This is a genomic window from Sinomonas gamaensis (genome assembly GCF_005876955.1).
In the GTDB taxonomy this organism is placed as follows: domain Bacteria; phylum Actinomycetota; class Actinomycetes; order Actinomycetales; family Micrococcaceae; genus Sinomonas; species Sinomonas gamaensis.
Genome location: NZ_SSCL01000005.1, coordinates 30,192 through 51,742 on the forward strand (window position 1 = coordinate 30,192; position 21,551 = coordinate 51,742).

At 69.1% G+C, this 21,551-nt stretch carries 21 protein-coding genes; 5 read left to right on the top strand and 16 right to left on the bottom strand.

Annotation, left to right across the window (positions count from 1 at the left end):
• Positions 1–8: 8 nt before the first annotated feature.
• The gene (locus E5679_RS08600; RefSeq protein ID WP_138414818.1) at positions 9–1,238 is read right to left on the bottom strand and encodes a glycine C-acetyltransferase; all 1,230 of its coding nucleotides are present in this window, start codon (positions 1,236–1,238) and stop codon (positions 9–11) included.
• A 36-nt stretch (positions 1,239–1,274) separates the two neighbouring features.
• Positions 1,275–2,321, bottom strand: coding sequence for an L-threonine 3-dehydrogenase (gene tdh, locus E5679_RS08605; protein ID WP_138414820.1), 1,047 nt, complete (start codon positions 2,319–2,321; stop codon positions 1,275–1,277).
• Between the two features lie 84 nt (positions 2,322–2,405).
• Here tdh and E5679_RS08610 point away from each other — a divergent pair, with 84 nt between their 5' ends.
• On the top strand, positions 2,406–2,759 hold the full coding sequence (locus tag E5679_RS08610) for a hypothetical protein (RefSeq protein WP_138414822.1): 354 nt from the start codon (positions 2,406–2,408) through the stop codon (positions 2,757–2,759).
• Between the two features lie 35 nt (positions 2,760–2,794).
• Here E5679_RS08610 and E5679_RS08615 read toward each other — a convergent pair whose 3' ends face one another.
• The 6 genes from E5679_RS08615 to E5679_RS08640 form a co-directional block, all read right to left on the bottom strand.
• Entirely contained in the window at positions 2,795–3,433 is a 639-nt protein-coding gene (locus tag E5679_RS08615; RefSeq protein WP_138414824.1) for a DUF5666 domain-containing protein, read from the bottom strand.
• An 88-nt stretch (positions 3,434–3,521) separates the two neighbouring features.
• Positions 3,522–3,893 carry a VOC family protein gene (locus E5679_RS08620; protein WP_138414826.1) on the bottom strand — a complete coding sequence of 124 codons (372 nt, stop codon included), beginning with the start codon at positions 3,891–3,893 and terminating at the stop codon, positions 3,522–3,524.
• Positions 3,894–3,973: 80 nt separating this feature from the next.
• Complete coding sequence (gatB, locus tag E5679_RS08625) at positions 3,974–5,479, bottom strand: Asp-tRNA(Asn)/Glu-tRNA(Gln) amidotransferase subunit GatB (RefSeq protein WP_138414828.1); 1,506 nt, start codon at positions 5,477–5,479, stop codon at positions 3,974–3,976.
• Positions 5,479–7,014 (bottom strand): Asp-tRNA(Asn)/Glu-tRNA(Gln) amidotransferase subunit GatA, encoded by a 1,536-nt coding sequence (gatA, locus tag E5679_RS08630; protein ID WP_171042296.1) that lies wholly within the window; start codon positions 7,012–7,014, stop codon positions 5,479–5,481. The genes gatB and gatA overlap by 1 nt, the downstream gene beginning before the upstream one ends.
• Before the next feature lie 8 nt (positions 7,015–7,022).
• Positions 7,023–7,319 carry an Asp-tRNA(Asn)/Glu-tRNA(Gln) amidotransferase subunit GatC gene (gatC, locus tag E5679_RS08635; protein ID WP_138414832.1) on the bottom strand — a complete coding sequence of 99 codons (297 nt, stop codon included), beginning with the start codon at positions 7,317–7,319 and terminating at the stop codon, positions 7,023–7,025.
• 83 nt (positions 7,320–7,402) lie between these two features.
• Positions 7,403–8,833, bottom strand: a complete 1,431-nt coding sequence (locus E5679_RS08640; protein ID WP_138414834.1) for a CitMHS family transporter — start codon at positions 8,831–8,833, stop codon at positions 7,403–7,405.
• A 154-nt stretch (positions 8,834–8,987) separates the two neighbouring features.
• Between E5679_RS08640 and E5679_RS08645 the strand changes: the two genes are divergently transcribed.
• Positions 8,988–10,715: a sensor histidine kinase gene (locus E5679_RS08645; protein ID WP_171042297.1), complete on the top strand. Its 1,728-nt coding sequence runs from the start codon at positions 8,988–8,990 to the stop codon at positions 10,713–10,715.
• Positions 10,712–11,371, top strand: coding sequence for a response regulator (locus tag E5679_RS08650; protein ID WP_138414836.1), 660 nt, complete (start codon positions 10,712–10,714; stop codon positions 11,369–11,371). Before E5679_RS08645 ends, E5679_RS08650 begins: the two co-directional genes overlap by 4 nt.
• Positions 11,372–11,374: 3 nt before the next feature.
• On the opposite strand, the gene E5679_RS08655 is transcribed toward E5679_RS08650, so the two are convergent.
• From E5679_RS08655 to E5679_RS08690, 8 genes are all read right to left on the bottom strand, one after another.
• Complete coding sequence (locus tag E5679_RS08655) at positions 11,375–11,875, bottom strand: GNAT family N-acetyltransferase (protein ID WP_138414838.1); 501 nt, start codon at positions 11,873–11,875, stop codon at positions 11,375–11,377.
• Complete coding sequence (locus E5679_RS08660; protein ID WP_138414839.1) at positions 11,872–12,708, bottom strand: inositol monophosphatase family protein; 837 nt, start codon at positions 12,706–12,708, stop codon at positions 11,872–11,874. The genes E5679_RS08655 and E5679_RS08660 overlap by 4 nt, the downstream gene beginning before the upstream one ends.
• Before the next feature lie 2 nt (positions 12,709–12,710).
• Positions 12,711–15,008 carry an NAD-dependent DNA ligase LigA gene (ligA, locus tag E5679_RS08665; protein WP_249336031.1) on the bottom strand — a complete coding sequence of 766 codons (2,298 nt, stop codon included), beginning with the start codon at positions 15,006–15,008 and terminating at the stop codon, positions 12,711–12,713.
• A gap of 15 nt (positions 15,009–15,023) precedes the next feature.
• Positions 15,024–15,824 (bottom strand): PP2C family protein-serine/threonine phosphatase, encoded by an 801-nt coding sequence (locus E5679_RS08670; protein WP_171042298.1) that lies wholly within the window; start codon positions 15,822–15,824, stop codon positions 15,024–15,026.
• A gap of 23 nt (positions 15,825–15,847) precedes the next feature.
• A complete protein-coding gene (locus E5679_RS08675) occupies positions 15,848–17,014 on the bottom strand; it encodes an adenylate/guanylate cyclase domain-containing protein (RefSeq protein ID WP_138414845.1) in 1,167 nt (388 codons plus the stop codon).
• The gene (locus tag E5679_RS08680) at positions 17,014–17,547 is read right to left on the bottom strand and encodes a PH domain-containing protein (RefSeq protein ID WP_171042299.1); all 534 of its coding nucleotides are present in this window, start codon (positions 17,545–17,547) and stop codon (positions 17,014–17,016) included. The genes E5679_RS08675 and E5679_RS08680 overlap by 1 nt, the downstream gene beginning before the upstream one ends.
• A gap of 28 nt (positions 17,548–17,575) precedes the next feature.
• Positions 17,576–18,472 carry a biotin--[acetyl-CoA-carboxylase] ligase gene (locus E5679_RS08685; protein ID WP_138414849.1) on the bottom strand — a complete coding sequence of 299 codons (897 nt, stop codon included), beginning with the start codon at positions 18,470–18,472 and terminating at the stop codon, positions 17,576–17,578.
• 63 nt (positions 18,473–18,535) lie between these two features.
• Positions 18,536–19,405: an SDR family oxidoreductase gene (locus E5679_RS08690; protein ID WP_138414851.1), complete on the bottom strand. Its 870-nt coding sequence runs from the start codon at positions 19,403–19,405 to the stop codon at positions 18,536–18,538.
• 210 nt (positions 19,406–19,615) lie between these two features.
• On the opposite strand from E5679_RS08690, the gene E5679_RS08695 reads away from it, so the two are divergent.
• Together E5679_RS08695 and E5679_RS08700 are read left to right on the top strand one after the other, a co-directional pair.
• Positions 19,616–21,211: an acyl-CoA carboxylase subunit beta gene (locus E5679_RS08695; RefSeq protein WP_138414853.1), complete on the top strand. Its 1,596-nt coding sequence runs from the start codon at positions 19,616–19,618 to the stop codon at positions 21,209–21,211.
• Entirely contained in the window at positions 21,208–21,438 is a 231-nt protein-coding gene (locus tag E5679_RS08700; protein ID WP_138414855.1) for an acyl-CoA carboxylase epsilon subunit, read from the top strand. The genes E5679_RS08695 and E5679_RS08700 overlap by 4 nt, the downstream gene beginning before the upstream one ends.
• Positions 21,439–21,551 lie beyond the last annotated feature (113 nt).

Here is a 21,551-nt window from a genome sequence, read left to right on the forward strand (position 1 = left end):
GCCCCACCCTACCTGCGGGCGTCGGAGGAGCCGACGGCGTCGCGAGCCGCGGCGAAAGCCCTCACCGCCGTCTCGATGTCTTCGGGGGTGTGGGCGGCGGAGAGCTGGACGCGGATGCGGGCCTTGCCCTTGGGCACGACCGGATACGAGAAGGCGGTGACATAGACGCCGTGGACGAGCATCTCGGCGGCGATGCGGCCGGCGAGGACGGCGTCGCCGAACATGACCGGGACGATCGCGTGTTCACCGGGGAGGAGATCGAAGCCCTCCTCGGCCATGCGCCGCCGGAACCGGGCCGCGTTCTCGAACAGCCGCGCGCGCAGCTCGCCCGACTCGGCGACGAGGTCCAGCGCGCGCAGGGTCGCGGCGACGATCATCGGCGCCACGGAGTTCGAGAACAGGTACGGGCGGGCCTTCTGCCGAAGGGTCGCGACGATCTCGGCCCGGCCCGAGACGTACCCGCCGGAGGCCCCGCCGAGGGCTTTGCCGAACGTGCCCGTGTAGATGTCCACCCGATCGGAGACCCCCGCATGCTCGGGAGTGCCCGCGCCCGTGGCCCCCATGAACCCGACTGCGTGGGAATCGTCCACCATGACCATGGCCCCGTACCGCTCGGCGAGGTCGCAGATCTCCCGCAGCGGCGCGAGGTAGCCGTCCATGGAGAACACCCCGTCGGTGACGATCAGCGTCCGGCGCGCGCCGACGCCGTCGTTCATCGATCCCGCCTCGCGCAGGCGCGCCTCGAGCTCACGCATGTCCCGGTTGGCGTACCGCAGCCGGGCCGCCTTGCACAGGCGGATGCCGTCGATGATCGAGGCGTGGTTGAGCGCGTCGGAGATCACCGCGTCCTCCGGGCCCAGGATCGCCTCGAACACGCCGCCGTTGGCGTCGAAGCAGCTCGAGAACAGGATGGTGTCCTCGGTGCCGAGGAACTCCGAGACCCGGCGTTCCAAGGCCAGGTGCGCGTCCTGAGTGCCGCAGATGAACCGGACCGAGGCCATCCCGAAGCCGCGCTCGTCGAGGGCCTTCTTCGCCGCCTCGATCAGCTCCGGGTGGTCCGCCAGGCCGAGGTAGTTGTTCGCGCAGAAGTTCAGCACCTCCCCCGCGGGCGCGCCCAGGGGCCCCGCCTGGATGTGGGCGGACTGCGGCGAATCGATGTGGCGCTCCTCCTTGAACGTCCCCGCCTGGCGGATTTCCGCAAGCTCGCCGGCGAGCTGCTCCCTGACTCCTGCGAACATGTTCTCCCTTTCGTCTGCGTCCTTGCGCTTCGGGGCCTAGACGCCCGACCAGTCCAGCACCACCTTGCCGCCGCTTCCAGAGCGGGCGACGGCGAACCCCTCCTCCCAGCGCTCCGCCGGCAGGACGTCGGTGACCACCGCGGCCACGTTCCGGTGCAGCGTCGGGTTCGAGGACAGCATCGCGCTCATCGCGTACCAGGTCTCGAACATCTCGCGCCCGTAGATGCCCTTCAACGTGAGCATGTGCGTGACGACTTTGCCCCAGTCGATCTCCGCTGCCTGCGCCGGCAGTCCGAGCAGCGCGATCCGGCCACCGTGGTTCATGTTCTCGATCATCCCCTGCAGCGCCGACGGCCGCCCGGACATCTCAAACCCCACGTCGAAGCCCTCCACCAGGCCGAGCTCCCTCTGGGCCTCCGCAACCGTCATCGCCGAGACATCCACCGCCAAGTCGGCCCCCATCTGCCGGGCCAGGTCCAGGCGGCGCCGGGAGACATCGGTGATGGCGATCTTCCGCGCCCCCGCGTGCCGGGCCACCGAGATGGCCATCAGCCCGATCGGCCCCGCCCCCGTGATCAGCACGTCCTCGCCCACCAGGGGGAAGCTCAGCGCCGTGTGGGTCGCGTTGCCGAACGGGTCGAAGATCGCCCCGAGCTCCGGGGTGACGGAGGCATCGTGGTGGACCCAGACATTCGTCTCAGGGATCACCACGTACTCGGCAAAAGCGCCGTCGCGCTGCACGCCCACGCTCTGGACGTGAATGCACATCTGCCGCCGGCCCGCCCGGCAGTTCCGGCAGATCCCGCACACGATATGCCCCTCGCCCGAGACCCGATCCCCCGGCCGCACGTCCCGCACCTCATCCCCGACCTCCACGACCTCCCCATAGAACTCGTGGCCCGGGACCAGCGGGACAGTGATCATCGACTGGGCGGTCGCGTCCCAGGACTGGATGTGCAGATCCGTTCCGCAGATCCCGGTCGCCAGAACGCGGATCTTCACATCCGCCGGACCGGGTTTCGGCTCCGGCAGCTCGACCAGCGCAAACCCCGGGTGGGGGCCAGACTTGTACAGGGCTTTCATGAGGACATTCAATATGCCCTAGTTCGTGCGCACAATTGCACCTCGAGTGGATCTTGACGGGGCGGCAGGCCCTACCCTGTGCGAATGTTCTCCAAATTCCGACTCTCCGGTGGCGTGGCCGGCGCCGTCTGCTGCCTCGTCAGTCTTCTGCTCGCTGCCCTCATCAGGGAAGGCCAGCACTGGCTCGTCTGGCCCACGGGTGGTGCGGCCTTGCTGTTGCTCATCGCGCTCGCGCTGTGGCCGATGCCTCCCCGTGTGGGCGCAGTGCTCTTCATCGTCAGCGCGCTCAACGGCGTGGTGTTCCTTACCGCAAGCAAACTCGGGCTGCCCGCGTCGCTGCCGGTCTGGGCGTGGTTCATCCTGGCGTCCGCCATGGCAACTTTGGGTCTGCTGGAGGATGCGGAAGGCACCCAATCCCAGCCGAGGAATCGGCTGTAAGCCCTCCTAGCGACGTGCGGGAGCCGACCGGCCGCCTATGACGTACTCGACGGGCTGGGGGAAGCCTTCGAGGGGCTCGGCGACGGCGTGCCCGATTGCCCCTTCTGCCGGTGTTGGCCCGGGTTCTCGCGGACCTGCTTGTTCGCGAACGGCCCCTTCTTCACCTGATCGGCCACGTACTCGTTGCTGGTCTGGGCCGCGCGCACCATGACGGTGTCGCCCTTGGAGACGTCACCGGACTTGATGGCTGCGCCCTTGGGCTGCCCCTGTCCCACAAACTTCGTCGAACCGTTGAGCGTGTAGGTCTGCGTGAAGCCATCGTCGCTCTTGACGGTCAGCTTGGTGTCGCTGATGTCTGTTACCGTGCCGCGCTGCACGAACACCGTCTCGATCGAGCCGTCCGGCTTCTTGACCGTCATCTGTCCGTGGAGTGTCTCGGCGCCGGCCTGCCCGGCGCCCGGCTTGCTCGCGTGCTTGCTCGGGTGCGCGCTCGCGCTGGCCGAGGGCGACGGCGTCGGGCTGCCGCTCTGATCCGCTGCCCATACCGCGGCGCTTCCCGCGCCCGCGAGACCGAGGACGACGGCGCCGATCACCACAGCGCGACGGGTCCTCGGCGGTTGAGGAACGTTGGAGCTGGGCGGGGTCGGCGGAACAGGCGGATAGGTGTTGCTCATGTGTTCATGATCCCCCGACACGCCCCGCTCAATTCGTATCCACAGGCAGTCGGAAGGAGATTCACAGCGAGACCAAAGCTAGGTCGCTTCAGTTCTCGAAAAGGCAGAAGGGGTGGCCCGCCGGGTCGAAGAAGACGATGACGTCGTCCTGAGGCTGGTGATCAGCCCTGCGCGCTCCGCATTCCTTCGCGTGGGCCGCCGCCTTCTCGAGATTCTCGACCTTGAGGTCAAGGTGCATCATCATCTGCTGCTTCCCCGGCTGCTCGGGCCAGACGGGGGCCTCGAAGTTGTCCTCGACCTGGAAGGAGAGCTTAGGGCCCCCAGCAGGGTTCAGGACTGTGCACCACTCCCGGCTGTCCTCCCCCAGCTCCCATCCGAGGAGATTGGCGTAGAAGCGAGCGAGCTGCCGGGGGTCCGGTGCTCCGAGGACCGTGGCGTGCAGGGCGATCGGTGAACTCATGAAGGTCAGCGTAAGACGCAGCCGCCGGGTCCAGAAGGTCTGGGCCCGGCGGCTCTTAGTGAAGGAGGGGATGCAACGCATTACGCGTTGACGCCCAGCTTCTCGAGGATGAGCTCGCGCACCCGACCGGCGTCGGCCTGGCCGCGCGTGGCCTTCATGACGCCACCGACGATCGCACCCACCGCCTGGACCTTGCCGCCGCGGATCTTGTCCGCGACATCGGGCTGCGCGGCGAGCGCCGCGTCGATCGCCTCAAGGAGGGGGCCGTCGTCGGACACGAGGACCAGCCCGCGGGACTCCATGACCTGCGTCGGAGTGCCCTCCCCGGCGATGACGCCGTCGAGGACCTGCCCGGCCATCTTGTTGTTGAGCTTTCCGCCCTCGACGAGACCGTTGAGCTCGACGATGGCCTCAGGGCTCACTCCGAGGTCTGCGGGATCGACGTCGGCTACCTTTGCACGCCCGACGATCTCGCCCATCCACCACTTGCGCGCGGCCGCGGGAGTCGCGCCAGCCGCGATGGTCTCCTCAATCGCGTCCATCACGCCAGCATTGACCACGTCCCGGAACTCGGGATCGGAGTAACCCCACGCCGTCTTGAGGCGCTTGCGGCGCTCGGCCGGCGGTTCGGGAAGCTGCGCACGGAGCGACTCGACCCACTCGCGCGTTGCCACAAGCGGCACAAGGTCAGGCTCGGGGAAGTAGCGGTAGTCATCGGCGTCGCTCTTCGGGCGGCCCGCCGTCGTCGTGCGCGTGTCCTCGTGCCAGTGGCGCGTCTCCTGGGTGACCTTCTCCCCAGCCGCGAGAACCGCCGCGTGACGCTGGATCTCGAAGCGCACGGCGTGCTCGACGGACCGCAGCGAGTTGACGTTCTTGGTCTCCGAGCGAATGCCGAACTTGTCAGCGCCCTTCGGCATGAGGGAGACGTTCGCGTCGCACCGGACGTTGCCGCGCTCCATGCGGGCATCCGAGACCCCGAGGTTCTTCACGATCTCGCGGATCGCCGAGACGTAGGCGCGAGCCAGTTCGGGCGCACGGCGGCCCGCGCCGACAATCGGTTTCGTGACGATCTCGACAAGCGGGACGCCCGCGCGGTTGTAGTCGACGAGCGAGTAATCGGCTCCCTGGATGCGACCGGTCGCCCCACCCATGTGGGTCAGCTTGCCGGCGTCCTCCTCCATGTGCGCGCGCTCGATCTCGACGCGGAACACTTCGCCGTCCTCGAGTTCGATGTCGATCCAGCCGTCGTGGGCGATGGGCTCGTCGTACTGGGAGGTCTGGAAGTTCTTCGGGGTATCCGGGTAGAAGTAGTTCTTCCGGGCGAACCGGCAGGACTCCGCGATCTCGCAGTTGAGCGCGAGGCCGATCTTGATCGACGACTCGACGGCGGCCTTGTTCACCACAGGGAGCACGCCCGGCATGCCGAGGTCGACCTCGTTGACGTTCGTGTTCGGGTCGTCGCCGAAGGCGTTCGGGGCCGAGGAGAACATCTTGGTCTTGGTGTTGAGCTCGACGTGGACCTCGAAGCCGAGGACGGGATCGAACTGCTCCATGGCCTCGTCGAAGGACAGGATCTGGTCAGCCATTACTTCACACCTCCGGTCTTCTCGGTCCCGAGGACCGGAGCCTTCGCCAGCAGCGGGCCACCCCACTGCGCCTCGAGCAGGGATTCCAGGACGGCCCCGACCTTGTACAGGCGAGCGTCCTCGCGGGCAGGCGCAAGGAGCTGAACGCCGACGGGCAGGCCGTCCTCATCCGCGAGGCCGCCCGGAAGGGAGAGGCCGGGGACGCCGGCGAGGTTGGCCGGGATCGTCGCGACGTCGTTGAGGTACATGGCCAGCGGGTCATCGAGCTTCTCGCCGAGCGGGAACGCCGTGGTAGGCGCCGTCGGCGAGATGAGGATGTCGGCCTTCTCGAACGCCGCGTCGAAGTCGCGCTGGATGAGCGTGCGGACCTTCTGGGCCGAGCCGTAGTAGGCGTCGTAGTAGCCGGCCGAGAGGGCATACGTGCCGAGGATGATGCGGCGCTTCGCCTCATCGCCGAATCCGGCGGCGCGCGTGGCACCCATCACCCGCTCGATCGTGAGCGGGCCGTCCTTCGGCAGGACCCGCAGGCCATAGCGGACGCCGTCGAACTTCGCGAGGTTCGAGGAGACCTCGGACGGCATGATGAGGTAATACGCGCCGAGGGCGTATTTGAAGTTGGGGCACGAAACCTCGACGATCTCCGCGCCCGCCCCGCGGAGCAGTTCCACGGCGTCGCGGAAGCGCGCCTCGACGCCGGCCTGGAAGCCCTCGCCGCCGAGCTCCTTCACAATGCCGATGCGCACGCCGTCGACGCTGCCGTTCCGGGCGGCTTCGGCGAGGTTGTCGAAGGAGTCCGTCAGGGAGGTCGAGTCGAACGGATCGTGGCCGCCGATGAGCTCCTGAAGGAGGGCCGCGTCCAGAATCGACCGGGAGACCGGTCCGATCTGGTCGAGGCTCGACGCCATTGCGATCGCGCCGTAGCGCGACACCGCGCCGTACGTCGGCTTCACCCCTACCGTTCCCGTGACCGCGCCGGGCTGGCGGATGGACCCGCCGGTGTCCGTGCCGAGGGCAAGCGGCGCTTCGAAAGCGGCCACCGCGGCCGCCGAGCCGCCGCCGGAACCGCCGGGGATCCGGTCGAGGTCCCACGGGTTGCGCGTCGGCCCGAACGCCGAGTGCTCGGTCGAGGAGCCCATCGCAAACTCGTCGAGGTTCGTCTTGCCGAGCATCGGAAGCTTGGCGGCCCTGATCTTGCGGATCACGGTCGCGTCGTAGGGGCTCTTCCAGCCCTCCAGGATGCGGGAGCCCGCCGTCGTCGGCTGGCCGACGGTGACGATGAGGTCCTTGATCGCGATCGGCACGCCGGCCAGCGGATGCAGAGCGGCGGCGTCGTCCCCGCCCGCGGCGCGGAGGGAGTCCACCTCGCGGGCGACGGCGAGCGCCTCCTCCGTGTTGACGTGCAGGAACGCGTGGACCTCCTCGTCGACCTCGGCGATACGGTCCAAGTGCGCCTGCGTGACCTCTTCGGAGGAGACCTCCTTCGTGGACAGCTTCTCGGCCAGCTGCGTGGCCGTGCTCGTAATCAGCTCGTTCATTCGGGCGCTCACTCCTCGTCCAGGATGGCCGGGACCTTGAAGCGGCTGTCCTCGGCGTCGGGCGCACCGGACAGGGCCTCCTCGGGGGTCAGCACGTGACCCACGACGTCCTCGCGGAAGACGTTGCTGAGCGCGATCGGGTGGGACGTTGCAGGGACATCCGGGCCCGCGACCTCGCTCACCGACTTGACGGCGTCGACGATGTGGGCGAGCTCGCCCGCCATCCTGTCCAGCTCTTCTGCACTCATCTCGATGCGCGCAAGCTGCGCCAAATGCGCAACGTCGTCACGAGTGATCTCAGCCATGGATCTCCCCTGTGCGGTGGTTAGGTATCGCCGTCCAGTCTAGTCGCGCGGTGAGAAGGGCAATGCCCCGGGGTCGCAGGGAGCTAGCCGATTCCGATGACCCCGATCAGCACGCCGACGGCGAGCATCACGAGCGAGATCGCCGCCGTGCGCCAGAGGACGAGCTTGTGGTGGTCGCCGAGCTCGACCTTCGCGAGAGAGACGAGCAGGAGGATCGCCGGCACCAGCGGGCTCTGGAGGTGGAACGGCTGGCCCGTGATGGACGCACGCGCCATCTCCGCGGCGCCGATACCGTAGTGGCCTGCGGTCTCGGAGAGGATCGGCAGGACGCCGAAGTAGAACGCGTCATTGCTCATGAAGAAGGTCATCGGGATGGACAGGATGCCGGTGATGACTGCCATGAACGGGCCGGCCTCGGCCGGGATGATCGACACGAGCCAGGACGACATCTCCTGGACGATCGTCGTGCCGTTGATCTTGCCGGTCAGCACGCCAGTGAGGACGGCGGCCGCCATCACCATCGAGACGACGGCGACGATCGACGGCGCGTGCGCCACGAGCTGCGCGGCCTGGTCCTTGACCCGCGGGAAATTGACCACGAGGGCGACGGCGGCGCCCACCATGAAGACGTACGGCAGCGGCAGGACGTTGGCCACGAGCAGCACCATGATCCCGACCGTGAGGGCAAGGTTGAACCAGAACAGCTTCGGGCGCAGCGTCGAGCGCGTCGGGTCGAGGGCGGTGCCGCCCATCGACTCGCTCTCGAGGGTGAGCACGGGCTCAGCCGGCGCTGCGAGCGCGAGCCCGCCGCCCGGCGTCGTCCGCTTTCCGCCCCGCACCGCAGCGAAGGGGCTCCCGGAGAACCCAGAGCCGCCGGCGCCCCACACTTCGGGACGCTCTGCGGCGAGGCGGCGGCGCTCCCGCAGACCGAGCTGCCACGAGAAGAGGACCACGAGCACGAGGCCGGCAAGGAGCGACGGGACCATGGGGACGAAGACGTCGTTGACGTCGATCTTGAGTGCCGCGGCGGCACGGGCCGTCGGGCCGCCCCACGGGAGGATGTTCATCGTGCCGTTGGCCAGGCCGGCAACGCAGGTGAGCACCACGGGGCTCAGGCCGAGCCGCAGGTAGACGGGCAGCATCGCGGCCGTGGTGAGGATGAAGGTGGTCGATCCGTCGCCGTCGAGGGAGACCGCGGCCGCGAGCAGGGCCGTGCCGAGGACGACCTTGGCCGGGTCGTTGCCGAGCTTGCGCAGGATGAACTTGACCAGGGGGTCGAAGAGGCCCACATCGATCATGAGGCCGAAATAGATGATGGCGAACATGAGCAGGGCCGCCGTCGACGCCATGGACTTCATGGACGTCAGGACCATGTCTCCGATGCCGAGCCCCGCGCCGGCGAAGAGGCCGAAGACGGTGGGCACGATGATCAGTGCGAGCACCGGGGTGAGCTTCTTGGTCATGATGAGCGCCATGAAGACGGCGATCATCCCGAAGCCGAGCAGTACCAGCATCGCTGGCTCCTCTCTGTGAATGGCATCACTCCGCTGTGATGCGCGCTACAGAAGGTAGCCGGGCTCTTGGGCCGAACCGGGGTTTCCATGAATTGGCCGAAGTACTGCGCATTCTTCGGGTTCTGCGCATTCTGCGCACGAATAGCATGAGCAGATGAGCACGACGACGGAGCGCGCCCATGGCGCAGGAGTGCGGCGGGGATTGCGGTTCTCCACGCGGATCCTGCTGCTCCAGCTGGCAGCCGTGGCGCTCGCCGTCGTCCTCGCAGCCGGCGCCCACCTCTGGCTGGCGTACGAGCGCCTCTGGACAGAGGCCGAGGACAACGCCCTCACGCTCGCTCGGGCCGTCGCGGCGGATCCCGACGTGCGCCGGGAAGTCGCCTCGATCGCCGCCCTGCCGGGCACTCCCCCGCCCGCTCAGCTCGCGGCGGGCCCGATCATGGCCTCGGCAGACGCGGCGAGGCAGCGCACCGGGGCGCTCTTCGTCGTCGTCACCGACGAGCAGGGCCTTCGCCTCGCCCACCCCGACCCCGCACGGCTCGGGGAGAAGGTGAGCACGGCACCGGACGTGGCCCTCTCGGGAGGCGAGGAAACCGTCCGCAACACGGGAACGCTGGGCGCCTCGGTCGGCGCCAAGGTGCCCATCCTGGCGCCCGAGGGCGCGGCGCAGAAGGCGGGAGCCGTCGTCGGGGAAGTCAGCACGGGCTTCGCCCGCTCGAGCGTGGTCGACGGCTTGGGCCGTGACGGCCTCGCCGTCGCCGGCACCGCGACGCTCGCCCTGACGGCCGGGACGCTGGCTTCCCTCGCCCTCCGCCGGCGCCTGTCGCACCTGACCTTGGGCCTTGAGCCGGAGGACATCGGGACCCTGGTCCAGGATCAGGAGGCCGTGCTCCGCGGGATCGACGAGGGAGTCATCGGGATCTCGCGCGACGGCCGAGTGTCAGTCGTCAACGACGCGGCGCGCAGACTCCTCGTCGGGGCCGAGGACATCACCGGTACGGATTGGGCGGCCGCGCCGGTGCCTGAGGCGCTGCGGGCCCTCACTGCGACGGACGCGGACGGCGCCACGCGCGAATTCGTCGCCGGCCAACGGGTCCTGGTGGCCAGCGCCCGCCCGGTGGTGCGCGGCTCGCAGGAGCTCGGTTGGGTCGTCATGCTGCGGGACCGGACGGAGCTGCAACGGCTGACCCGCCAGCTCGACGCTGTCGGCGCCCTCACCGAAGCCCTGCGCGCCCAGCGCCACGAGTTCAGCAACCAGCTCCACACCGTCGCGGGCCTTCTGGACATCGGGGAGGCCCAGCAAGCACGGAACTACCTCGGTCGGCTCGCCGCCTCCGGCCCGCTCGACTATCCCCTCGAACAGGCCGAGCTGCTGGGCGACCCCTCGCTCCAGGCCTTCCTCGGCGCGAAGGGGATCGAGGCCGCCGAGCGCGGGGTGGTCCTTCGCCTCGGGGCGGAGACCTTGGTGCGCCAGCCCGTCGGCGCTCCGCAGGATGTGACCACCGTCTTGGGGAACCTGGTCGACAACGCCGTCCGTGCCGCCGTCGCCGGCTCTCAGGACGAGAACGGCGAGCGGTGGGTGGAGGTCGAGGTTCTCGACGACGGCCCCACCCTTCACCTCGTGGTCGCGGATTCCGGGGATGGGATCGGCGCCGTGGCCCCGGAGCAGCTCTTCGAGCCCGGCTATACGACGCGTGCCGTGGCTTCCGCAGGCTCTGAGAGCGATCGGCTCGAGCCGCCCTGGGGTCACGGGATAGGCCTTCCCCTCGCCCGGCAGCTGGCCCGCCGGCGCGGAGGAGACGTCTGGCTCATCTCGCCGGGACGGCCAGGCGGCCCGGGCGCTGTCTTCGGCGCACGCATTGTGGGGAGGAGCTCCGCATGACGGACTTCAGGGTGCTCATCGTCGATGACGACTTCCACGTAGCCCGACTGCACGCGACCTATGTGGACGGCGTCCCGGGCTTCACGGCCCTCGCGCCGGTCGGTACCGCCTCGCTGGCGCTTCACGCGGTGCACGCGCTGCGCCCAGACCTCGTGCTGCTCGACGTCTACCTCCCCGACACTCCCGGCCTCGAACTGCTGCGAACCGTTGACGTCGACGCCTTCATCCTCACCGCGGCTGCCGATCCTGACTCGATCCGCCTGGCGCTCCGCCGGGGCGCCCTCGGGTACCTCATCAAGCCGTTCACGGCCGACGACCTCGAGGCGGTGCTCCGCGGCTACGCCCGCTACCGCCGTCTGCTCCGGGGCCCTGGGACCCTCGACCAAGCCGCCGTGGACCGCGCGCGGCGGGCCCTGCTCGGTGGGCGCGAGGCAACGGCCCCGGCTCGACCCCGCTCGGGTACAGAAACTGCCGTCCTCGAGGCCCTCGGATCCGGCGACCTCCTGTCCGCCGCGGAGGTTGCCGCCGTCGTCGGCGTTTCCCGCGCCACGGCGCAGCGCTATCTCGCCGCCCTCGCCGACGATGGCTCCGTCGAGATCCAGCTCCGGTACGGCTCTACCGGGCGCCCCGAACACCGTTACGGCCTGCGGGGATGATGCTTACAGCTCCTTCCGGTATACCGGGAGCCAGATGTCCGTGTGCGGGATGGGCCAGTCTCGTTCAGGAGCGCGCGCGTAGCCGAGGCGCGCATAGAGCGCGTGCGGTGCCACCCAATCCGAGCCGGTGGTGAGCACGACGGCGGAAGCCCCGGCGCGCTTGGCCCTCGCCTCGACTTCAGCAACCAGGGCCGTCGCGGCGCCCGTGCGCTGAACTTGAGGATCAACGACGAGCAGCCGGAACTCGAACTCCCCCGCGCGGGCGACCTGCTCGAAGCCGTCGCCCGACGCCATGAGGGTCACGGAACCGACCAGACGGCCATCTCGCTCCGCGACGAGCACCGTCCCGCGGGCCGCCCGATACGCGACGTCAGCCACCTGCTGCATATACGGGTGATTGGCGTCCTCGAAATAGCCGGCACCGAGGTAGGCGGCCTGAGTGATGCGGGCGATCTCCGGATAATCCGCTTCAGTGGCCTCGCGGACTGTCAGAGCGCGGCTCACTCGACCGGGAAGCGGCCGGAGAACTCGATCCCGCCCGCGCACGTCCATGCCGAAAGCCGCTCGGGATCGGAGGGACCGCCGTCGAGCGGGCTCGTGAGCTGTGGGCGCCGCACCCAGCAGCCTGCCTCCTCGGCTATCAGCGCGCCGGCGGCGAAGTCGTGCTCATTGAGTCCGCGTTCCCCGTACGCGTCATGGGTCCCGTCTGCAACGAGGCACAGGTCGAGGGCTGCGGAGCCGAGCCGCCGCATGTCGCCGAAGCCTGCCATGAGCCCCGGGAGGAAATGCGCCTGCTCGGCCCGCACCGAGGGATCGTAGCTGAAGCCCGTCGCCAGCAGGGCTGAGCCCGCCGAATCGCGGCCTGGGACGGGGCCATCGAGCAGCCGAGGCTCACCGCCGTCGTCGCTCCTAAATGCGCCGCCACCGCGCACCGCCCAATACTCGCGCCGCAGGGCGGGCGCACGAACGACCCCGGCAAGCCACCTGCCGGTCTCATCGGCCACTGCCACGCTGGTCGCGTAGTAGACGATGTCGCGGATGAAGTTCGTGGTGCCATCGAGCGGGTCAATGGACCAGCGGAAGCCGCTCGGCCTAGCGACCCTCGTGGTTCCCTGCTCCTCGCCCGTGACGATGTCGTCGGGGCGCTCAATCGCGATCACGCCGCGCACTGCCTCCTCCGCCGCCAGATCGAAGGTGGTGACCCAATCGCTCCCGGAGCTCTTCGTCTCCTCGACGAGGCGGGCACCGTCGCGCGCTCCCAGGACATCCGCGCCCGCCGCCGCGGCGCGCCGCGCGACGGCAAGGAGCTCGGCAAGGAATTGCTCGCTGTATTCCATGCTCACTGGTCCTCGTCCGCTTCCGTCACCGCGGCGGCCTTGGCCTCGAGCGAATCATCGCCGCTTGCCCCGTTGTCCCCTGCTACACCGTCGCCCAGCCCGGCCGGACCCTCCGCCAGGAGCACCGCAAACCTCGCCTCATCGAGGACCGGGACGCCCAGAGACGCGGCCTTGTCCAGCTTCGAACCCGCATTGTCCCCGGCAACCACATAGTCCGTGTTCTTGGATACGGACCCGGCCGCCTTGCCCCCGCGCAGGATGATGGCCTCCTTGGCCTCGTCCCGGCTGAAGTTCTCGAGCGAACCGGTCACCACGACGGTGAGCCCGTCGAGGGTGCGGGGCATGGACTGATCCTGCTCGTCCCGCATGCGGACCCCGGCCTGTTTCCAGCGCTCGACGATCTCGCGGTGCCAGTCCTCGGCGAACCACTCCTTGACGGCTGCAGCGATGGTCGGACCCACGCCGTCCACGTGGGCCAGCTGGTCCTCATTGGCGGCCTGGATCGCGTCCATCGACCCGAACGCGGTGGCGAGCGCGCGGGACGCCGTCGGGCCGACGTGACGGATCGAAAGGGCCACGAGGACGCGCCAGAGCGGCTGCGTCTTGGCCTTCTCGAGTTCGCGGAAGAGCTTCTCCGTGTTGGCAGTCGGCTTGGACGGGGTCTTCGCGGTGGGCTTGGTCCAGAAGTACGGAACGAGCTCCCACTCCCCCGTGCCCACCCCCTTGGAGCGCTTCTCCCGGCGGATCTTCACGTCCCGCAGGTCCTCGGGAGTGAGGTCGAAGATTCCCGCCTCGCTCTCGAGCGGCGGGACCTCAGGTTCGGCGGGCTGCGTCAGGGCGATCGCGGCTTCCCACCCGAGTGCCTCGATGTCGAAGGCACCACGGCTCGCCACGTGGAAGACCCGCTCCCGAAGCTGGGACGGACAGGACCGCGCGTTGGGGCAGCGAATGTCCACCTCGCCCTCCTTCGCGGGGGCGAGAGGCGTGCCGCACGACGGGCACTCCGTGGGCATCACGAAGTCCCGCACGGGCGGTTCCTGCTGGTCACGCAGAGCAAGGACGGGACCTACGATCTCCGGGATCACGTCCCCAGCCTTGCGGAGGATCACGATGTCGCCGATCTTGACGCCCTTGGCCTTCACGACGTCCTGGTTGTGCAGCGTGGCCATCTCGACCGTGGACCCCGCGACCTTCACCGGAACCATGACGCCGAAGGGCGTGACGCGTCCTGTGCGGCCCACGTTGACCGCGATGTCGAGCAGCTTGGTGTGCACCTCCTCAGGCGGGTACTTGAAGGCGACGGCCCAACGCGGAACCCGGCTGGTGTGCCCCAAGGCGCGCTGCGTGGCAAAGTCGTCCACCTTGATGACGATCCCGTCGATCTCGTGGGTCACGCTGTGGCGCTTCTCGCGGTAGGTCTCGATGTACTCGAGGACCTTCTCGTAGCTGTCGAAGACCTCGTAGTACGGGCTGGTCGGCAGGCCCCACTCCTTGAGCAGCCGGTACGTCTCGGACTGGCTCTTCACCCCGATGCCCTCGCGCGCCCCGATGCCGTGGACGAACATGCTCAGGGGGCGCTTGGCAGTCTCCGCCGGATCCTTCTGCCGGAGCGAGCCCGCAGCCGCATTGCGGGGGTTGGCGAGGGGCGCCTTGCCGTCCTCGATGAGGGCCTCGTTGAACTCGTTGAAAGCCTTCGTGGGGATGTAGACCTCGCCGCGGATCTCCACTTCTTCCGGGTGATTCTCGCCGGCCAGCCTTCGCGGGATGTCCTTGATGGTGAAGACGTTGTGCGTGACGTCCTCGCCGGTTCGTCCGTCCCCCCGCGTGGCGGCTCTCACGAGCTCGCCGCGTCGGTACAGGAGGTTGATGGCGAGTCCGTCGATCTTGAGCTCGGTGAGCCAGCGCACCGGCGGGAGATTTCCGATCGCGGCGATGCTGGCCTCGGCCCGGGCGACCCAGGCAGTGAGCTCGTCAACCGAGAAGACGTCCTCAAGGCTGTACATCCGGGTGAGGTGCTGGACCGGTGCGAAGGCCGCGGTCGCTTCCCCGCCGACCTCCTGGGTGGGCGAATCGTTCGCGACCAGCTCCGGGTGCAGGGCCTCGAACTCCTCGAGCCGGCAGAAGAGCTCGTCGTATTCCGCGTCCGAGAGGACCGGAGCGTCCTCGTTGTAGTACAGCGCCCGGTGCCGGCGGACCTCCTCCGCGAGCGATTCATACTCCTCGCGAAGCGTCGCAGAAGGAGTCGCCGACGTGGTCGCGGGCGGGGTGGCAGCTTCGGGGATCACGGATTCTGCGCTCACGTGTCCTATCTTGCCTTACCCCTCCGACACAGGAAGGGGCTCTTCGCCTGCCTGCTCGCCCACGCTTTCGACGCCGACGACGACGACCGTCACATTGTCGCGACCGCCGGCTTCCAACGCCGCCCTCACGAGCGCATCCGCAGCTGCCTGCGCCGTTTCGCCCTCCCTCAGGATCTCGGCGATCTCCCGGTCCTCGAGCTCGGTCGTGAGGCCGTCGGAGCAGATGAGAAGGCGCTGCCCGTCGACGGCGCGGAGGAGCCAGAGATCGGGATCGGCGTCGAATCCGGTTCCAAGCGCCCGCGTGACAACATTCCGGCGCGGATGGATGCGGGCTTCCTCCTGCGTGATCTCCCCGCGCGCCACGAGCTCCTGGACTTCCGAGTGGTCCACCGTGATCTGGACGAACTCGTCCTCGAGCGCGACGTAGACCCGCGAATCCCCCACGTTCGCCACGATCCAGGCGGGAGCGCCGTCGTCGTCCTCGGCGAGGAAGGCCGCCGCGAGCGTGGTGCCTGCCCGCGCGCCGGTGGCGTCCCGGATCGCCCAGTCCGCGCGGCGAACGGCGAGGATCACGTCCAGGGCGGTCACGGCGCGGCCCCCGGAAAGGGTCTCCTCGCGCCCGAGGCTCTCGACGCAGAGCGCGCTGGCGACCTCGCCCGCCTCGTGCCCGCCCATGCCGTCGGCGACCGCGAAGATCGGCTCGCGGGCCAGATAGGAGTCCTCGTTGAGTTCACGGACCTCGCCCCGATCGGTGGCGGCGCCCACATCGAGCACCGGCCGCGCGGACCGCCGTGACACCTCGTCGCCGCCGGTCATCGGCACTCCCCTCGATTGAGCCATCAGTCGAGCACGATACCCGTGCCTTCGCCCCTGCCCAGCGCGACGGGCCGTACTTCGCCGAATCCGCGCACATTCTGGACCTCGAGAGGGGTGAGCACGAAGCGCGGGTCGTCGCCGAGCACGCCCGCGGTCAGGTCGTCCACGAGGACCTGACCGGGCGCGGCGATCGCGGTGAGCCGGGCGGCCAGGTTCACGGTGGGCCCGTAGATGTCGCCGAGACGGCTGAGGACCCGGCCCCACACCATCGCGACCCTGCCCTCGGGGAGCCGCTCGTCCGCGGCAATCTCCCGGGAAAGGGCCAGGGCGATCTCCGCGCCCGCCGTCGGCGTCTCGGCGATGTAGAGGACTTCGTCTCCGACCGTCTTGACGAGCCGGCCGCCGCCCACCGAGATCACCTCGGCGCACTTGTTCTCGAAGGTCTGCACGAGCCGGGCCAACGTCTTCTCGTTCATCCGACGCGAAAGGCTCGTATACGAGACGAGGTCGGCGAACCCGACGGACCGGGCCAACGGCAGCGGCGCGTCGTCCTCGCCGCCGGTGCGGCCCTCCTCGCTGGCCTCGAGGCCCTGCTTCGCTCGGACGGCAAGGCGCTGGACTCCGGCGCTGAGCTGCCGGCGCCAGGAGTAGACGAGCATCTCCTCGAGGGGCTCGATGAGCCTCGGCAGCTCCGCGACCAGGCGGACGCGCGCCTCGGCGTCGGAGATCCCGTGGGTCACGACCATGTCCTCGACAAGGGCCTCGACCTGCCAGACCACCATGCGGTCCGTCATCTGTCCGATGGCCCGGGTCACCGAAATCGCCGCGTCCTCGGTGAGCACGCCCTCGCGGACGAGCTTGGGCATGATCTTGAGGTGCTCGAGATCCTCGGCGGTGAACGCGAGGTCGTCGTCCGTGAAGTTCGGCATGCCGAGAGCACGCCAGAGCTTGCGGGCCGAGAAGAGGGACAGGCCCACCCCCTGCGCTACGTCGCGGCGCTTGAGGGTCCGCTCGCCGCCGAGCAGAAGGTTCTCGAGAGCCCGCGCGGCCCGACGATAGTCGATTCCCGCGGCTGGATCGTCCTGGCCGTCCTCGAGAGGGCCCGCGAGTTCGTCGAGGGTCCCCGAGCCCACGGGGAGGTCGGCGGGCATGGGGGGAGGCAGCTCGTCGTCCATCGCTTCGCCCTCCATCAGTCCTCGCCCAGCATGCGCGGCGCAGCGCCGTCGTCCGTGCCCGGAAACCCATACTCCGCCGGCAATTCGTCGATCGCATCCAGCACGAGCCGGCGGAAGCTGCGCACGTCGGGCACGTCGTCGAGCCTGAGGCTTGCCGCCTGCCCCGTGGACAAGGTTATCGAACCCGAGTGGGCGAAGGACTGAAGAATCGACTGGGTGACGGCAACGTCCTGAACCATGGCGAGGGGCAGTTCGCGATCGTGGCGCCGGAACCCGCGCTGCCTCCGGAGGACGCGTCGGCTCGTGAGGATGTAGTGCAGCGAGGACCATTCCGCGAGCCGGCGGAGCGGATAGATGACCAGGATCCAGGCGCCCAGAACGGCTGGCACGAGCGAGAGCCAGGGCCCCGTGCCCCAGGGGAGCCACGGGATGAGGGTGTCCAGATGGCCCTTGTTGAGCCACCCCGCGGCAAACGACGCGACGCCGCACACGAGCACCCCGACGACCGCGGGAATCACGAGCACGGAACCATGTCGCCGGGTATTCACGATCACCTGCTCCCCTGGGGCGAGCAGCTTACGCATAGCCGCCATCGGCTGGGCGGAGATGAACGACGTCGCCCGCGGACACCGCGTGCCGCTCGCCGCCGTCCTCAACGACCTGCAGCGCACCGTGCCCATCGAGCCCCGTGGCCCGCCCCTCGAGCCTGCGGCCGCCCGGGAGTTCGACGCGCACCCTGCGACCGAGGGTGATGGTCGCGTCCTGAACCCGCGAGAGCAGCGTCTGGCCGCCCAGCAGCGGCGCGTCAGCGTTGCCGTGGACGGCACAGAAGCCGCGGTAGTAGCGGGCGAACTCCTCGAGATACGCGATCAGCAGGCCGGTCCGATCCACGGGACGGCCAGCGGCGAGGCTCGCCGAGGTTGCGGTGGGGACGGGCAGCTCGTCCTTGGTCAGCGACACATTGATGCCGGTGCCGAGCACGACGGCGGGCGGCTCGCCGTGCACTCCCGGCGCGAGGTGGGCGAGGATCCCCGACACCTTCAGGCCGTCGACCACCACGTCATTGGGCCACTTGAGGGCGGATTCGAGCCCCGCCACGCCGGCGAGAGCCTCCCGCAGCGCCAGCGCCGCGAGTGGAGAGAACCAGGAGTAGGACTGCGTCGGGAGGGGGCGGCCGCCCGGTCCGTGGGGACGCAGGAGGATCGAGACGGCGAGGGAAGCCCCCGAGGGCGACTCCCATGGCCGGTGCAGGCGACCCTGGCCCTGAGTCTGGTTTTCCGCGACGAGGACCGCGAGGTCCCCCCATTCCTCTGCCTCGGCGCTGGCCAGGCGCATGAGCTCGGTATTGGTCGAGCCGATCTCGTCGAGGATCTGGACCCGGGACAGCCCGGCGCGCACCACGAAGTCGGCACCGAGGCGCGATCGGTCGAGGGGGCCGCGAGCGGGCGCCTGCACGGGGGTGTCGTGATCCATACCGGAATCCTAGCGAGCGAGGGCGTTGCCCCGGGGGCGAATCGGGCCGCGCGGAATCAGCTGTCAGAGGAAGATGTCCCGCACGAGCTGCTCCTCGCCGGCGCCCAGGCTGTAACGGGAGAAGTCCGTCACCCCGGCGCCTCGAAGCGCCTCCTCGTCCGTGAAGAAGTTGCCCGTGGTGAGGCGTGGGTCGCTCGTGAGGATCGCGTGGGCGGCGTCTGCAACGATCTCGGGACTCCGGGACGCATGCGCCATCGCCTGGCCCCCGGGGAGGTTGCGGATCGCCGCCGTGTCGATGAGGGTGCAGGGCCACAGCGAGTTGACGCCGATGCCGTCTCCTCTGAGCTCCTCCGCGAGGCCGAGGGTGACGAGGCTCATGGCGTACTTCGCCATGGTGTACCCGAGATGCTCGCCCGCCCATTTGGGGTCGAGGTTGAGCGGCGGGGAGAGCGTGAGGATGTGCGGACCACGGCCCGCGCGCGCCGACTCCCGCAGCGCCGGGAGCGACAGCTTGGACAGGAGGAAGGTCCCGCGCGCGTTGATGTCCTGCATGAGGTCGTACCGCTTCATATCGAGCGCGTCGGTGCGCGAGAGATCGATCGCCGAGGCGTTGTTGACGACGACGTCGACCCCACCGAAGCGCTCGACGGCGCTCCCGACGGCGCGGGCTACGTCGTCGTCATGGCGCACATCCCCCACAATGGGGAGCGCCTGTCCGCCCGCGGCCTCGATGGCTGCCGCGGCGTCGAACACGGTGCCTGCGAGCTTGGGATGGGGCTCGGCGGTCTTCGCGAGGAGGACGAGGTTGGCCCCGTCACGGGCTGCGCGCAGCGCGATGGCGAGTCCAATGCCGCGGCTCCCGCCGCTCATCAGGAGGGTTCGGCCGGCGAGGGTGGGCCGCGGCCCGATGCCGCCGGACGTGATCGTCGTCATACTGGTGAGTGTACGCCTCTTGTTACTGGTGAGTAACAAGAGGCGGGCCGACGCCTTGCCGCGCGCCGCCGTCGTACGCGCTGCGGCAACGAGAAATTGTAGGATTCCTACACAAGCGGCCCGAACAGGGCTTACTAGACTTAGTTCACGGCTTCGCAGTTTGTGCGGAACCTACATCTGACCGAATGCTGACCGAGAGCTGGAGCGCGCGTGACCCACGACCTGACCACGACTGCAGGCAAGATCGCGGACTTCCGCGAGCGGCGAGCCGCCTCGCTCCTTCCGTCCGGTCCCGACGCCGTGGAGAAGCAGCACGCGCGGGGGAAGAACACCGCCCGCGAGCGGATTGAAATGCTCCTCGATGAAGACTCCTTCGTCGAGTTCGACGCGCTGGCAGTCCACCGGTCCACTGCTTTCGGCATGCAGAAGAACATGCAGAAGAAGAAGCCGCTCGGCGACGGCGTCGTCTCCGGGTACGGCACCGTCGATGGGCGCCTCGTGGCCGTCTACAGCCAGGAATTCTCGGTCTACGGCGGCTCGCTGAGCCAGGTCAACGGCGAGAAGATCGTCAAGGTCCAGGAGTTCGCGCTGCGCAACGGATGCCCCGTCGTGGGCATCAACGACGGCGGCGGGGCGCGCATCCAGGAGGGCGTCGCCTCCCTTGCGATGTTCGCGGACATCTTCCGGAACAACGTCGCGGCCTCGGGCGTCATCCCCCAGATATCGCTCATCATGGGCCCCTGCGCCGGCGGCGCCGCATACTCCCCCGCGCTCACCGACTACGTGGTCATGGTGGACAAGACGAGCCACATGTTCATCACCGGTCCGGACGTCATCAAGACGGTCACCGGCGAGGAAGTGGACATGGAGACGCTCGGCGGCGCGCGCCAGCACAACGCAACCACCGGCACGGCCACGTACCTCGCCGCCGACGAGAAGGACGCGATCGAGTTCGTCCGCGAACTCCTCGACTACCTCCCCTCGAACAACCTCGTCGAGGCGCCCGTCCTCGATTCCGACCAGGAACTCGAGGAAACCGAGGAAGACCTGGCGCTCGACACCCTCGTCCCCGACGCGCCGACCCACGGCTACGACATGCGCCGGGTGATCGAGTCGATCCTGGACGATGCCGCGTTCCTCGAGATGCAGGCGCTCTACGCGCCCAACGTCATCATCGGCTACGGCCGCATGGAGGGCCACACCGTGGGGATCGTGGCGAACCAGCCGATCCAGTTCGCCGGCACGCTGGACATTGCCGCGTCCGAGAAGGCGGCACGGTTCGTGCGCCACTGCGACGCGTTCAACATCCCGATCGTCACGCTGGTGGACGTCCCCGGCTTCCTCCCGGGCAAGGACCAGGAGTTCCAGGGCATCATCCGGCGCGGCGCGAAGCTCCTGTACGCGTACGCCGAGGCCACCGTTCCGAAGCTCACCGTCATCTGCCGCAAGGCCTACGGCGGCGCGTACATCGTCATGGGCTCGAAGAAGCTCGGCGCCGACCTCAACTTCGCGTGGCCCACGGCGCAGATCGGCGTCATGGGCGCGCAGGGCGCCGTCAACATCCTGTACCGCCGCGACCTCGCGGCCGCCCAGCAGGAAGGCGCGGACGTCGAGGCCAAGCGCGCCGAGCTCATCCGCCACTACGAGGAGGAACTCCTCAACCCGTATCAGGCCGCGGAACTCGGGTACATCGACAGCGTGATCGCGCCGTCCGAGACCCGCGTGCAGCTCCTGCGCGGCCTCCGGGCCCTGCGCGACAAGCACGCTTCCATGCCCGCCAAGAAGCACGGGAACATCCCGCTGTGAGCGCGGAACGCCCAGCCGACGGAGCCGAGAACCCTCCGGCCCTGTTCTCCGTCACGCGCGGGAACCCCACGCCCGAGGAGCTCGCCGCGCTCACCGCGGTGCTTGCCGCCGTCGGCTCCTCCTCGGAGGAAGAGGCTGCGCCAGCCGCTCCGACGCGCCGTGAGCGCATCCGCCGCGCGACCCTCCGCCCGCGGCACATGATGAACCAGCGGCGCGGGCGGTACTGACCCTCCGGGACGCCTCCCGCCCGTCCCGTCTCCCCCCGTCCCCCTCGTTTGCGCCGTCACGTTTGCTGGGTGTGGACCCTGCGGAGCTGACGGCGCAACCGAGGGTGCAAAAT

What these genes read in the sequence shown, in the direction of transcription:
- gatA (WP_171042296.1), bottom strand. Translation starts at nt 7,014, where the DNA reads ATGAACGAGCTGATTACGAGCACGGCCACGCAGCTGGCCGAGAAGCTG.
- E5679_RS08620 (WP_138414826.1), bottom strand. Translation starts at nt 3,893, where the DNA reads ATGAGTTCACCGATCGCCCTGCACGCCACGGTCCTCGGAGCACCGGAC.
- E5679_RS08690 (WP_138414851.1), bottom strand. Translation starts at nt 19,405, where the DNA reads ATGACGACGATCACGTCCGGCGGCATCGGGCCGCGGCCCACCCTCGCC.
- gatC (WP_138414832.1), bottom strand. Translation starts at nt 7,319, where the DNA reads ATGGCTGAGATCACTCGTGACGACGTTGCGCATTTGGCGCAGCTTGCG.
- E5679_RS08670 (WP_171042298.1), bottom strand. Translation starts at nt 15,824, where the DNA reads ATGACCGGCGGCGACGAGGTGTCACGGCGGTCCGCGCGGCCGGTGCTC.
- E5679_RS08640 (WP_138414834.1), bottom strand. Translation starts at nt 8,833, where the DNA reads ATGCTGGTACTGCTCGGCTTCGGGATGATCGCCGTCTTCATGGCGCTC.
- E5679_RS08650 (WP_138414836.1), top strand. Translation starts at nt 10,712, where the DNA reads ATGACGGACTTCAGGGTGCTCATCGTCGATGACGACTTCCACGTAGCC.
- E5679_RS08615 (WP_138414824.1), bottom strand. Translation starts at nt 3,433, where the DNA reads ATGAGCAACACCTATCCGCCTGTTCCGCCGACCCCGCCCAGCTCCAAC.
- E5679_RS08660 (WP_138414839.1), bottom strand. Translation starts at nt 12,708, where the DNA reads ATGGAATACAGCGAGCAATTCCTTGCCGAGCTCCTTGCCGTCGCGCGG.
- E5679_RS08675 (WP_138414845.1), bottom strand. Translation starts at nt 17,014, where the DNA reads ATGGAGGGCGAAGCGATGGACGACGAGCTGCCTCCCCCCATGCCCGCC.
- E5679_RS08685 (WP_138414849.1), bottom strand. Translation starts at nt 18,472, where the DNA reads ATGGATCACGACACCCCCGTGCAGGCGCCCGCTCGCGGCCCCCTCGAC.
- gatB (WP_138414828.1), bottom strand. Translation starts at nt 5,479, where the DNA reads ATGGCTGACCAGATCCTGTCCTTCGACGAGGCCATGGAGCAGTTCGAT.
- tdh (WP_138414820.1), bottom strand. Translation starts at nt 2,321, where the DNA reads ATGAAAGCCCTGTACAAGTCTGGCCCCCACCCGGGGTTTGCGCTGGTC.
- E5679_RS08645 (WP_171042297.1), top strand. Translation starts at nt 8,988, where the DNA reads ATGAGCACGACGACGGAGCGCGCCCATGGCGCAGGAGTGCGGCGGGGA.
- E5679_RS08600 (WP_138414818.1), bottom strand. Translation starts at nt 1,238, where the DNA reads ATGTTCGCAGGAGTCAGGGAGCAGCTCGCCGGCGAGCTTGCGGAAATC.
- E5679_RS08610 (WP_138414822.1), top strand. Translation starts at nt 2,406, where the DNA reads ATGTTCTCCAAATTCCGACTCTCCGGTGGCGTGGCCGGCGCCGTCTGC.